Origin of the sequence: Erythrobacter sp. HL-111 (assembly GCF_900105095.1) — a bacterium.
In the GTDB taxonomy this organism is placed as follows: domain Bacteria; phylum Pseudomonadota; class Alphaproteobacteria; order Sphingomonadales; family Sphingomonadaceae; genus Erythrobacter.
This window is the reverse complement of sequence record NZ_LT629743.1, coordinates 1,945,585-1,957,750: the sequence shown is the minus strand read 5'-3', so window position 1 is coordinate 1,957,750 and position 12,166 is coordinate 1,945,585. Positions and strand designations below refer to the sequence as shown.

Genomic DNA, 12,166 nt, shown 5'->3' with positions numbered 1-12,166 from the left:
CGCCTACTCTTCGGGATCATGCTCGCCGAGCAGCGGCGAGGGCCGGTCGAGCGCGAGCCGCGCGCCGGAAAAGGTGAAGGGGCTTCGCACGCCCGCCATCCCGCCGAGATCGACCTTCATGGCGCGCGCCGTCACCTGCGGATCGGCGAAGACCTCGTCCAGCCGGTTGATCGGCCCCGCCGGGACGCCCGCCGCGTGGCAGGCGTCGAGCAGCGCCGCCTTCGTCCAGCCCGCCGTCGCCGCGGCGATTTCGGCATCGAGCGCCGCCGCGTTAGCGACCCTTTCGCCATTGTGCTCGAACCGCGGATCCTCCGACAGATCGCCGCGCCCGAGCAGGTCCGCGAGCTTGTGGAACAGCCCGTCATTCGCAGGCGCGAGGATGACGTGCCCGTCCTTCACCGGGAACACGCCGTAAGGCGCGACCTGGGCATGGGCATTGCCCATGCGCGGCGGGTTCTCGCCGGTCGTGAAGTGATAGGTCGCCTGGTTCGACAGCAGCGCGATGGAGCAGTCCATCAGGCTCATGTCGACATGCTGGCCCCGGCCGATGCGCTCGCGCATCAGCAGCGCGGCCTGGATGCCGTTCACCGCCCACACGCCGGTCGCGAGGTCCGAGATCGAGATGCCCATCTTCACCGGCGGACCCCCGGGCTCCCCGGTCAGCGACATGAAACCGCTCATCCCCTGGATGACGAAGTCGTAGCCCGCCTCGTGTGCGCGCGGGCCGGTCTGGCCGAAGCCGGTGATCGAGCAATAGACGAGCCGTTCGTTGCCGGGCGCGAGCGAGGCGTAGTCGAGGCCGAACCTGGCGAGGCTGCCGGTCTTGAAATTCTCGATCAGCACGTCCGCGCCGCGGCACAGTTCGCGCACCCGCGCGAGGTCGTCCGCATCGCGGAAATCCGCGGTGATCGAGCGCTTGCCGCGGTTGCAGGAATGGTAATAGGCGGCCTCGCGCCGGGTCTTCCCGTCCGGCCCGGCGCGCTCGACCCAGGGCGGGCCCCAGGCGCGTGTGCCGTCGCCTTCCGGGCTTTCGACCTTGATCACGTCGGCGCCCAGGTCGGCGAGGACCTGCCCGGCATAGGGGCCGGCCAGCACGCGGGCGAGCTCCACCACCTTGAGCCCGGCGAGCGGACTGTCCGGGTTGCGCGGATGATCGAGCCACATTGCTTGTGCCCTCCTCGGGCGCGGGTCAGGCGTTTTCCAGCGCCACTTCGTAATGCGCCGTGGTCTTTTCCGCGATCTCTTCCACGGTGACGCGGGGCGCAAGTTCGACGAGGCGGAAAGGGCCCGAATGATCCGGCCGCTGGAACACGCCGAGGTTGGTGATGATCATGTCGACCACGCCCGCCCCCGTCAGAGGGAGGGTGCATTCGGGGATGAACTTGGGACTGCCGTCCTTGGCGTTGTGGTCCATCACCACGATGATCTTCTTCACTCCCGCGACGAGGTCCATCGCCCCGCCCATGCCCTTGATCATCTTGCCCGGGATCATCCAGTTCGCGATGTCGCCGTTCTCGGCCACCTCCATCGCGCCCAGCACGGTGAGGTCGATGTGCCCGCCGCGGATCATCGAAAAGCTCGTCGCGCTGTCGAAATAGGCGCTGTGCGGCAGTTCGCTGATGGTCTGCTTGCCCGCATTGATGAGGTCCGGGTCGACCTCGTCCTCATAGGGGAAGGGACCGATGCCGAGCATCCCGTTCTCGCTCTGCAGCGTGACCATCATGCCTTCGGGAATGTGATTCGCCACCAGGGTCGGGATGCCGATCCCGAGATTGACGTAATAGCCGTCCTCCAGCTCCCTCGCGGCGCGTGCCGCCATCTGGTCGCGGGTCCAGCCCTTGGGTTCGTCGGTCATGGTGTCGGCCTTTGGTCGGAGGGAAGGAGCGGCGGGACGAGAAACCATCCGTCGCCGATGAGAAGCTCGAGGCCGAGCGCGGCCTCGGGGTTGACGAGATAGGCGTAGAGTTCGTCGAAATCCTCGCGCTCGTCCCCGGCGATCGCGACGAGGCAGGCGCTTTTGGCGAGATCTTCGCGGCGGGTCTGCTTGCGCTCGCCGGGATGGCGCATGAGCAGGAGGGTGTCGGCCCCCTCGGGATCGAGCCCGGAGGCGGCGAGCGCCTCGCGCACCGCGCCTGCATGGGCGGCGGACTGACCCGAAATCCACGCGATCGCGACTCCGGCCCGGCGCAGCTGCGCGAGCCCGCGGGCAAGCGCGGGGCGAGGGCGTGCGACCGGCTCGCGCGCCAGCACGCCGCCGGCGGGGTCGAGGTCGAGCAGCACGACCGGCGGCCCCGGCGGGCAGGGCTTGCGCTCGCTTTCGAGCGAGGCCGGATCGGCGAGCAGGGCCGATGGCCGCGCGGCGCCCGTGCTGGCGGCGGTGCCCGTGGCGGCGTTCGCGGCGAAGGCGAGGAATTCGGCATAGCCCGGCGCGGCGAGGGCATCTGGGGCTGGCGCGGATGCTCCTTCGGGCGCGGGGGCGGGGCCGGCGAACATCGTGTCGCTGTCGCGGGCGATCTCAGCGAGCGGGACGGGCGCGAGCGCCGGGGGCGTCTCGATCACGTCCTCGACCATGACCCGCGCGTCCTCGCCATCGGTGCCGGTGCGCAGGACCGCGCCGCCCGCGATCACCGGGATCGCCGCCGCGACGCAGCCCGAAAGGGCGCCTCCAAGGGCAAGCGCCCCCGCTGCCGGAAGGATGCGGCTGCGACGCACCGGCCGGCCGTCAGGCGGTTTCCCGCTCGCGCACGGTGCGGAACTCGATCTTCTTGTCGTAGGGCGCACCGAGCACGAGCCGGTTCACGAACACGCCCGGCAGGTGGATCTGGTCGGGATCGAGCGCGCCGGCGGGCACGATCTCCTCGACCTCGGCGACGCAGACCCTGCCGCAGGTCGCGGCCGGCTGGTTGAAATTGCGCGCGGTCTTGCGGAAGACGAGGTTGCCCGTCTCGTCGGCCTTCCACGCCTTGACGATCGAAAGGTCGGCGAAGATCCCGCGCTCGAGGATGTAGGTCGACATGACGCCGTCCGGATCGGGGAATTCCTTGTGCTCCTTGCCCTCGGCGACCTGGGTGCCGACGCCTGTCCTGGTGTAGAAGCCCGGAATGCCCGCGCCGCCTGCGCGCATCCGTTCGGCGAGCGTGCCCTGCGGGCAGAATTCGACCTCCAGCTCGCCCGCGAGGAATTGCCGCTCGAACTCCTTGTTCTCGCCGACATAGGAACTGATCATCTTCTTCACCTGGCGGGTGCGGAGCAGTTTGCCGATGCCTTCGTTGTCGATCCCGGCATTGTTGCTGGCGAAGGTGAGGCCGGTCACCCCGCTGTCGCGGATCGCGTCGAGCAGGCGTTCGGGGATGCCGCACAGGCCGAAGCCCCCGGCGGCGATCAGCATGTCGTTGCGCAGGATGCCCTCAAGGGCGCTGGCGGCATCGGGATAGAGCTTGCTCATGGCGGTCCTCGCTTGCGGCCCTGCTGGGGGGCTCGAATCCGGGCTCCGACCCCGCGATCGGCGGCGCGACGTCGGTGGCGCGCTGATTAGAGCCTTGTCCCGCCGCTGTCACGTCTGGCCTTCAGACGGGGTTTCGAAAGCGCGATTCGTGCTGCATTGCAAAATCGGAAGATGGGCTTGGCTGCCTTGAAAAAAGGCAGTTGCCCGGTTTTTAGGCACAAACTGTGCAAACTTTGGCACAAGCAGCGAGTTTCCCGAGCTTTTGATGCATAAACTTCACGAGACCATGCGCCATTCGCACTTGCACAAAAACGGTTGCCGATGCATACCGACCCTGCCTTTCAGGCATCCTCTCCCAAACTTTTCAAGCCCGGCCCAGTGCCGGGCTTTTTTCTGCCCGGCAGAAATCGGGGTCGCGCCGGGCTTTTTTCTGCCCGGCGGAAACGGGGGCGTCGGCGGTTTTCGCCGGGGGCGGTCGGACGGGCGAGGCGGCGCGTCGTGCCCGCGCCATCCTGCATTTGCAATAGGCCCGACCCTTCCCTAGCTAGCGCGCAAGCCGAGCCCGCCGCAGCCAGAGGATTGCCCATGGCCGATGCCGACACCGCCAACGACACCCGCACCGCGCGACTCCAGGTCGCCCCGGCCCGACAGGAGGAATCGGGGCAGGGGATCGCGCGAATGCCGCGCTCGGCGTTCCAGGCGCTCGGCATCACCGAGGGCGACGTGGTCGAGATCGCGGGCAAGCGCTCGACCGCCGCGATCGCGATGGCGGCCTATCCCGAGGACGAGACACTCGACGTGGTGCGACTGGACGGGCTCCAGCGCGGCAATGCGGAAGCGGCTTCGGGCGAGCATGTCGAGATTTCCGCCGCCCGTTCGCGCCCCGCGACCCGCGTCGTCTTCGCACCCGCCCAGCGCGAGATGCGGCTGCAGGGGCCGACCCAGGCGCTGAAGCGCAATTTCTTCAGGAAGCCGCTGGTCGCGGGGGATCTCGTCGCCACCACCGGCCAGCAGCCGGTGCAGAACATACCCTCGGAGGTGCGCCAGCTGCTGCGCGCGCCAGCCTATGCGCTGACCCAGATCCGCCTGTCGGTCGCCTCGACCAGCCCCAAGGGCATCGTCCACATCGACGAGAACACCGAGGTCGAGCTTCGCACCGAGTTCGAGGAACCGCGCGATGCGCGCGCGGTCGTCAATTACGACGACGTCGGCGGGATGGACGACACGATCCAGCAGCTGCGCGAAATGGTCGAACTGCCGCTGCGCTATCCCGAACTCTTCACCCGCCTCGGCGTCGATCCGCCCAAGGGCGTCCTGCTCCACGGCCCGCCCGGCACCGGCAAGACGCGGCTGGCGCAGGCCGTGGCGAACGAGAGCGACGCGGAATTCTTCACCATCAACGGGCCGGAGATCATGGGCTCGGGCTATGGCGAATCCGAAAAGCGTCTGCGCGAGGTGTTCGAGGAGGCGGGCCGCGCCGCGCCCGCGATCGTCTTCATCGACGAGATCGATTCGATCGCGCCCAAGCGCACGCAGGTCCCGGGGGAGGCTGAAAAGCGCCTCGTCGCCCAGCTCCTCACCCTGATGGACGGGCTCGAGGCGCGGTCCAACCTCGTCGTCATCGCCGCCACCAACCGGCCCGACGCGATCGACGAGGCGCTGCGCCGCCCCGGCCGCTTCGACCGCGAGATCGTGATCGGCGTGCCGGACGAGCGCGGTCGGCGCGAGATCCTCGCGATCCACACCCGCGGGATGCCGCTCGAGGACGCGGTGGATCTCCGGGAACTCGCCCGCGTCACCCACGGCTTCGTCGGTGCCGACATCGCGGCGCTCGCCCGCGAGGCGGCGATCGACGCGGTGCGCCGGATCATGCCGCGGCTCGATCTGGACGAGCGCACGATCCCGCCCGACGTGCTCGAGGACCTGTGCGTCACGCGCGAGGATTTCCTCTCGGCGCTCAAGCGCATCCAGCCTTCGGCCATGCGCGAGGTGATGGTGCAGGTTCCCAACGTCGCGTGGGAGGACATCGGCGGCGCTAACGAGGCGATCGAGCGGCTCAAGGAGGGGATCGAGCTGCCGCTCAGGAACCCCGAGGCGTTCCGCCGGCTCGGCATCCGGCCGGCCAAGGGCTTCCTGCTTTACGGCCCCCCCGGCACCGGCAAGACCCTGTTGGCCAAGGCCGTGGCGAAGGAAGCGGAGGCGAACTTCATCTCGATGAAGAGCTCCGATCTCCTGTCGAAATGGTACGGCGAGAGCGAGCAGCAGATCGCCAGAATGTTCGCCCGCGCGCGCGCCGTCGCGCCGTGCATCGTGTTCATCGACGAGATCGACAGCCTCGTTCCCGCGCGCGGCTCCGCCCAGGGCGAGCCGCAGGTGACGGGGCGCGTCGTCAACACGATCCTTGCCGAGATGGACGGGCTCGAGGAATTGCAGTCGGTCGTGGTCATCGGCGCGACGAACCGGCCCACGCTGGTCGATCCCGCGCTGCTGCGACCCGGCCGGTTCGACGAACTCGTCTTCGTCAGCACGCCGGACAAGGCCGGCCGCGAGCACATCCTGCGGATCCACACGGCCAAAATGCCGCTCGCCGACGATGTCGATCTCGCCGCGGTCGCGGCCGCGACCGAGCGCTTCACCGGCGCCGATCTCGAGGATGTCGTGCGCCGCGCCGGGCTCGGCGCGCTGCGCCGGGTCGGGAGCGGGGTGAACGAGGTCGCGGCCGAGGACTTCAAGGCCGCCCTCGAGGATTCGCGCGCGACCGTCACGGCCAAGATGGAAGACGAATACCGCAAGATGCAGGGCGAGCTGAAGAAGCGCGCCGCCGAGGTCCAGCCGATCGGCTTCGTCGTGCCCGAAACGCTCGCCCCGGTGCGCGAGAAGAAGCACCTCTGAGCCGCGCCCGGCTGCAGGCGATCAGTCGGGCAACACGTCGAGCCCGTCGCCGTCGATCGGTTCGACCCGGCGCCGCGCGACCGCCTCGGGCATTTCGTCGCGGATGAAGGCCATCATCGCCTCGCGGATATCGCAGCGCAGGTCGAACGCCGTGCCCGCGTCCTTCGCGCTCATCAGCAGGCGGACCTCCATGTAATCGGGCGCGGTGTCGGTCACCTGGACCGCCTGTACCCGCCCGTCCCACAGGGGGTGGGCGGTGATCAGCTCCTCGTACCTGGCCCGCACCTGGTCGACCTGCGCCATCGGGTCGAGATGGAGGAAGACCGTTCCGAGCAGCTGCGAATCGCTCCGGGTCCAGTTCTGGAAACTCTCCTCGAGGAACTTGTGCGCGGGCACGATCAGCCGCCGCTCGTCCCAGATGCGGACGACGACATAGGTCGTGCGGATATCCTCGATCCGCCCCCATTCGCCGTCCATGATGACGACGTCGTCGATCCGGATGGGCTCGGTCAGCGCCATCTGCAGCCCGCCGATCAGCGCTTTCAGGGCAGGCTGCGCCGCCGCGCCCACCGCGAGCGCGGCAAGGCCGGCGGAGGCCATGAGGGTGACCCCGATGTCGCGGATGCCCGGGATCGAGAGCAGCATGAGGCCGATCGTCACGAAGACGATCGCGAAGGTCCCGATCCGGCTGAAGATCGCGAGCCGGGTGCGCCGCCGGCGCGCCTCGAGATTGTCCGCCACGGTGATGTCCGCGCGCAGTTCGAGCGCCTTCACCGTCGCCTGCATGATCGAAAGCGCGATCCAGCCGATCAGCGCGGGCACCACGAAGCCCGCGACCGCCTGCCAGGCGGAATCGAGCAGCGGCATGGCCCGCGCCGACAGCACGAGGGCGAGCGCGACCACGGCCCAGCGGGTCGGGCTGACCAGTTCGCGCACGACGATGTCGTCCGCCTCGCTCTCGCTCGAACGGGAAACCCGGCGCAGCGCGCGAAAGACGAGGCGGTGCGCGACGAGCGCGATCGCCACCGCGATGCCCGCGGCGAGCGCTGCCGCGCCAATGGCCTCCCAATCGCTCGTGACGAGGCCGCGCATCCGCTCGAACCAGTTTTCCATGACGCGCGACCCTAAGGCCCGGACGCCTTCGCGTCACGTCTCAGTGTGCCGCGTCCCACGAAGCGCCGGTCCCGATCTCCACGCCTAACGGCACGTCGAGCTTGACCGCGGGCAGCGCGGCTTCCGCCATCACCCGCTCGATCACCGGCGAGGCCACCGCGACATCGGCTGCGGGCAGTTCGAACACGAGTTCGTCATGGACCTGCAGCAGCATCCGCACGTGGCCGAGCCCCGCATCCTCGAGCGCGGGCAGCATTCGCACCATCGCGCGCTTGATGATGTCCGCGCTGGTCCCCTGGATCGGCGCGTTGATCGCCGCGCGTTCCGAACCCTGCCGTTCGGCCTGGTTCTTCGCATTAATCCGCGGGAACCACGTCTTGCGCCCGAACAGCGTCTGCGAATAGCCCCGCTCGCGCACCGTCTCGAGCGTTTCGGCGATGTAGCGCTGGATCCCGGGGAAGCGCTGGAAATAGGTGTCGATCATGTCCTGCGCCTCGTCCGGGTCGACCTCCAGCCGGGCGGCGAGGCCCCAGCGCGAAATGCCGTAGAGGATCGCGAAGTTGATCGTCTTGGCCCGGGCCCGGGTGTCGCGGGTCACCTCGCCGAACATCTCCCTCGCGGTGCGGGCGTGGATGTCCTCGCCATTCGCGAAGGCGTCCTTGAGCGTGTCGACATCGGCCATGTGCGCGGCGAGGCGCAGCTCGATCTGCGAATAGTCCGCGGCGAGCAGGACATTGCCCTCGTCGGCCACGAAGGCCTCGCGGATCTGGCGGCCGATCGCGGTCCTCACGGGGATGTTCTGGAGGTTCGGGTCGGTCGAGGACAGCCGGCCCGTCTGCGCCCCGACGAGGCTGTAGCTGGTATGCACCCGGCCGGTTTCGGGATTGATCGCGGCCTGCAGCGCGTCGGTATAGGTCGACTTGAGCTTGGCAAGCTGGCGCCAGTCGAGCACCCGCCGCGCGATCGGCGCGCCTTCGACGGCGAGCTTTTCGAGGACCGAGACATCGGTCGAATAGTGCCCGCTCTTGCCCTTCTTGCCGCCCTTGTAGCCGAGCTTGTCGAACAGGATCGCGCCCAGCTGCCGGGGGCTGCCGACGGCGAATTCCTGTCCGGCCAGTTCATGAACTTCGCGCTCGAGCCGCAGGATCTCCCCGGCGAATTCCTCCGAAAGTCTCGCAAGGCGGGCGCGGTCCACCTTGATGCCCTCGCGTTCCATGCGGGCCACCACCGGGATCAGCGGGCGATCGACCCGTTCGTAGATGCGCGTGCCGCCCTCGATCGCGAGGCGCGGCTTGAGGAGCGTGTAGAGCCGCCAGGTGATGTCGGCATCCTCGGCGGCATATTCGGTCGCACGGTCCAGCGGCACCTCGCCGAAGGGGATCGCCTTCTTGCCCGTCCCGCACACGTCCTTGTAGGCGAGCGCCGTGTGGGCGAGGTGGCGGCGGCACAATTCGTCCATCCCGTGCCCGCCGCCGATCCCGTCCTGCGACCGCCCCGCGTCGAGCGCGAAGCTGATGATCATCGTGTCCTCGATGGGCCTCACCGAAAGGCCGTGGCGGGCAAGCACGTTGAGATCGTACTTGCCGTTCTGGAACACCTTGATCACCGCCTCGTCGGCAAGCAGCGGGCGCAGCGCGGCGAGCGCCGCCTCGCGGTCGACCTGGTGCGGCGTCTCGGCGAACATGTCGCCGGAGCCGTGGGCGAGCGGGACGTAGCACGCCTCGTTCGGTCCGACCGCCAGGCTGACGCCGACGAGATCGGCCCGCATCGCATCGAGCGAGGAGGTCTCGGTGTCGATCGCGACCAGCCGCGCCGCCCGCGCCCGTGCGATCCAGCCTTCGAGCGCTTCGATCGTCTGGACCGTCTCGTAGGCGCCCCGGTCCACCGCCGGCATTTCGGGCGGAGGCTGACGGTTGCCTTCCGGCGTGCCGTCGTCGCCCGCGCGTTTATCGCCCGGCGGATCGAGCCTGTTCGCCCGTTCGGGGCTGCCATGCCCGTCGCCCAGCCGCCGCAGCAGCGAGGTGAAGCCGTGCCTTTCGAGAAAGGCGGCGAGCGGCCCGGGAGGGATCTTGCCGAGCTTCATCTCCTCGATCGGCTGGGGGAGGACACAGTCCTCGCGCAGCGTCACCAGCTGCCGGCTCATCTCGGCTGCGGCGCGGCCCTCGATCAGGCGCTCCTTGAGCTTGGATGGCTTCATCGCAGGCGCATGGTCGAGCGCGGCAGCAAGCGAGCCGTGCTCGGCGATCAGCTTGCTCGCGGTCTTCGGGCCGATGCCGTAGATGCCCGGAATGTTGTCGACACTGTCCCCCATCAGCGCAAGCACGTCGCCGACAAGTTCGGGGCCGACGCCGAACTTGGCCTCGATCTCGGGAATGTAGAGGCGCTGGCTCTTCATCGTGTCGAGCATGTCGATCCGCGCCGGACCGCTCGGGCCTTCGAGCTCGCCGACGAGTTGCATCAGGTCCTTGTCCGACGAGACGATCGTCACGTCCCAGCCCTTGCGCTGCGCGTCGCGCGCGTAGGAGGCGATGAGGTCGTCCGCCTCCAGCCCTTCTTCCTCGATGCAGGGCAGGCTGAAGGCGCGGGTCGCATCGCGGATCAGCGGGAATTGCGGGCGCAGGTCCTCGGGCGGTTCGGGCCGGTTGGCCTTGTATCCGTCATAGATGTCGTTGCGGAAGCTCTTGGAATCCTTGTCGAGGATGACCGCGAGATGAGTCGGACCTTCGGCTGCGTCGAGGTCCGCGGCGAGCTTCCACAGCATCGTGGTGTAGCCGTAGACCGCGCCGACCGGCGTGCCCTCGGGATCGGTCAGCGGAGGGAGGCGGTGATAGGCCCGGAAAATGTAGGAGGAGCCGTCGACGAGATAGAGATGGTTGCGCTCTGTGCCCATGCAGGCCTGCTAGCACCGCGCGCGGATGGGCGTAAGCCGCTTTGCCGCATCGGCCACAGGCGCGGCCCGCCGCCCGGCGAAACGCGCCGGATCGAGGCAGAACTGCCATATTGTCCTTGCCCTGCCACATTCCTGCCATTATTTGGCGGGCGAAGCCAGGACCGCGATCCGGCTTTCCCGCGGCACCTGCGGAAATGGGGCCGCGCGGCAACTCTCGCTGAAGAAGGAATTTTGTTCATGCGTAGAATCGTTCTTGCCGCCGCCATCGCGACCTCGGCTCTCGGCCTCGCCGCTTGCGGCGAAACCGCCGAAACCGCGGACGAAACCGTCGCCGACATGAATGCCGACGCCGAATCGGTGGCCGACGAAGCCACCGCCGCCGGCGAAGAAGCCATGGCCGAAATGGAAGAAGGCATGGCCGAGATGGAAGAAGGCGCTGCCGATGCCGCCGCCACCGCCGAAGAAGCCGTCGATAACGCTGCCGCCGAAACCGGCGCTGCCGCCTCGGGGATGCTCGACAAGGCGGTCGACAAGGCCATCGAGAAGGGCGAAGCGGCCGCCGACGAGGCTCTTTCGGACATGTGATCCCGTCCCGTCCGCCGCGCGCGGACGGATCGGCGCAAACGAGGGGGCGGTGCCTTGCGGTGCCGCCCCTTCTTCATTCGGGAAGCCGGGGGAGGTCAGCCGCCGGTGCGCGGCGCGCTGGTCCAGTTGATCCCGTCATTGTCGCGCAGCCGCGCCTTGGCGTCGAACCCGTCGTAGAGCGCGCGGGCGATTGCGGCGATCCGGCGTTCGCGTGCGAGGCGCGTCCCCTGGCCGGTGACGTAGATCGCCACCGCGATCGCGCGCCCGTCGGGATATTCGATGATGCCGATATCGCTCGAAGTGTTGTTGAGCGAGCCGGTCTTGTGGCTCACGCTGGCCCCTTCGGGCATGTTGGCGACGATCCGCCGCTGGCCGGTGACCGTGCGGCTCATCGCGCCGAGCAGGACCTTGCGGTGCGTGTCCGAAAGGAAATCGCCGCGATAGAGACCCTGCAGCAGCCGCACCATCGCCCGGGGCGTGGCGGCATCGCGCGGGTCGATCCAGTTCGCCGGATCGTATTCGCCATCGTCCCGCACCAGCGTGGCGATGTCGCGGTCGATGCTGAATTCCTCGATGCCCTGCCGGTGGACCCATTCGGTCACTTTGGCCGGGCCGCCGATCGCCGCGAGCAGGGCGTCGGTCGCCGGGTTGCTCGACCGGGTGATCATGAGCTCGATCAGTTCGATCGCCTGCATGTAGCTGCCCTCCCGCACCGGGGCGGCGACGGTGGAGAACCGGGCCGAACGGATCGGGATCTTCAGCGGCCATTCCGAGGTCAGCGAGAACTGCCCCTTCTCGACCATGTCGAGATAGGTCGCCGCGACCGCGATCTTGCTGGTCGAAGCCATCGGGAAAAGCTGGTCGCCCAGCACGGCGATCTCTTCCCCGGTCGCAAGATCGACCGCCGCGACGCCGATCCGCCCCTGCGAGCCGTCGGCGAGTTCGGCGATGCGCTGTTCGAAGCTGCTTTCGTAGATCGCCTCGTAGGTCTGGGGCGTGCGAAGCTCGGTCCCGAACGTCTCGTCGAATCGCGCGGACAGCTCCGTGCCCCGCGGGAGAAGCTCCGTCCCCTGGGCGTGAAGGGGCTGGGGCAGGGGTGCGCCGAGGAGCGCAAGCGAGGCGAGCAGGAAGGCGAAGAAGGCAAAGCGCTGTTTCGGGGCCATGGGAGAAAGCTACGTCCTTGTGATTGCCGCAGGCTTAACACCTCATCCTAGAGCGCGGCGATTCCGGCCCGCAAGGAA

Annotated in this window: 9 protein-coding genes; 2 read left to right on the top strand and 7 right to left on the bottom strand. The window is 68.5% G+C overall.

Annotation, left to right across the window (positions count from 1 at the left end; all coding sequences use genetic code 11):
- Positions 1 to 3 precede the first annotated feature (3 nt).
- Genes BLU08_RS09220 through BLU08_RS09205 form a run of 4 tightly spaced genes read right to left on the bottom strand, consistent with a single transcriptional unit; the run spans position 4 to position 3,445 of the window.
- Positions 4 to 1,164, bottom strand: a complete 1,161-nt coding sequence (locus tag BLU08_RS09220) for a CaiB/BaiF CoA-transferase family protein (RefSeq protein WP_090198614.1) — start codon at positions 1,162 to 1,164, stop codon at positions 4 to 6.
- Positions 1,165 to 1,189: 25 nt separating this feature from the next.
- Positions 1,190 to 1,855 carry a CoA transferase subunit B gene (locus BLU08_RS09215; protein ID WP_090198611.1) on the bottom strand — a complete coding sequence of 222 codons (666 nt, stop codon included), beginning with the start codon at positions 1,853 to 1,855 and terminating at the stop codon, positions 1,190 to 1,192.
- Positions 1,852 to 2,712: a hypothetical protein gene (locus BLU08_RS09210; RefSeq protein ID WP_090198609.1), complete on the bottom strand. Its 861-nt coding sequence runs from the start codon at positions 2,710 to 2,712 to the stop codon at positions 1,852 to 1,854. Before BLU08_RS09210 ends, BLU08_RS09215 begins: the two co-directional genes overlap by 4 nt.
- 10 nt (positions 2,713 to 2,722) lie before the next feature.
- Complete coding sequence (locus BLU08_RS09205) at positions 2,723 to 3,445, bottom strand: CoA transferase subunit A (protein WP_090198606.1); 723 nt, start codon at positions 3,443 to 3,445, stop codon at positions 2,723 to 2,725.
- 585 nt (positions 3,446 to 4,030) lie between these two features.
- Here BLU08_RS09205 and BLU08_RS09200 point away from each other — a divergent pair.
- Positions 4,031 to 6,337 carry a CDC48 family AAA ATPase gene (locus BLU08_RS09200; RefSeq protein ID WP_090198599.1) on the top strand — a complete coding sequence of 769 codons (2,307 nt, stop codon included), beginning with the start codon at positions 4,031 to 4,033 and terminating at the stop codon, positions 6,335 to 6,337.
- Between the two features lie 21 nt (positions 6,338 to 6,358).
- Here the strand turns inward: BLU08_RS09200 and BLU08_RS09195 are convergent, their stop codons facing one another.
- Together BLU08_RS09195 and polA are read right to left on the bottom strand one after the other, a co-directional pair.
- Positions 6,359 to 7,450 carry a mechanosensitive ion channel family protein gene (locus BLU08_RS09195; RefSeq protein WP_090198596.1) on the bottom strand — a complete coding sequence of 364 codons (1,092 nt, stop codon included), beginning with the start codon at positions 7,448 to 7,450 and terminating at the stop codon, positions 6,359 to 6,361.
- A 40-nt stretch (positions 7,451 to 7,490) separates the two neighbouring features.
- On the bottom strand, positions 7,491 to 10,340 hold the full coding sequence (gene polA, locus BLU08_RS09190) for a DNA polymerase I (RefSeq protein ID WP_090198593.1): 2,850 nt from the start codon (positions 10,338 to 10,340) through the stop codon (positions 7,491 to 7,493).
- Here polA and BLU08_RS15395 point away from each other — a divergent pair.
- Positions 10,320 to 10,925: a hypothetical protein gene (locus BLU08_RS15395; protein ID WP_197676855.1), complete on the top strand. Its 606-nt coding sequence runs from the start codon at positions 10,320 to 10,322 to the stop codon at positions 10,923 to 10,925. The genes polA and BLU08_RS15395 overlap by 21 nt on opposite strands.
- A 95-nt stretch (positions 10,926 to 11,020) precedes the next feature.
- On the opposite strand, the gene BLU08_RS09180 is transcribed toward BLU08_RS15395, so the two are convergent.
- Entirely contained in the window at positions 11,021 to 12,088 is a 1,068-nt protein-coding gene (locus BLU08_RS09180) for a serine hydrolase (RefSeq protein ID WP_090198586.1), read from the bottom strand.
- Positions 12,089 to 12,166: the final 78 nt, after the last annotated feature.

Excerpts from the sequence above, each read along its gene's own strand:
- BLU08_RS09205 (WP_090198606.1), bottom strand. The coding sequence starts at position 3,445 with ATGAGCAAGCTCTATCCCGATGCCGCCAGCGCCCTTGAGGGCATCCTG.
- BLU08_RS09220 (WP_090198614.1), bottom strand. The coding sequence starts at position 1,164 with ATGTGGCTCGATCATCCGCGCAACCCGGACAGTCCGCTCGCCGGGCTC.
- BLU08_RS09195 (WP_090198596.1), bottom strand. The coding sequence starts at position 7,450 with ATGGAAAACTGGTTCGAGCGGATGCGCGGCCTCGTCACGAGCGATTGG.
- BLU08_RS09215 (WP_090198611.1), bottom strand. The coding sequence starts at position 1,855 with ATGACCGACGAACCCAAGGGCTGGACCCGCGACCAGATGGCGGCACGC.
- BLU08_RS09180 (WP_090198586.1), bottom strand. The coding sequence starts at position 12,088 with ATGGCCCCGAAACAGCGCTTTGCCTTCTTCGCCTTCCTGCTCGCCTCG.
- BLU08_RS15395 (WP_197676855.1), top strand. The coding sequence starts at position 10,320 with ATGGTTGCGCTCTGTGCCCATGCAGGCCTGCTAGCACCGCGCGCGGAT.
- BLU08_RS09200 (WP_090198599.1), top strand. The coding sequence starts at position 4,031 with ATGGCCGATGCCGACACCGCCAACGACACCCGCACCGCGCGACTCCAG.
- polA (WP_090198593.1), bottom strand. The coding sequence starts at position 10,340 with ATGGGCACAGAGCGCAACCATCTCTATCTCGTCGACGGCTCCTCCTAC.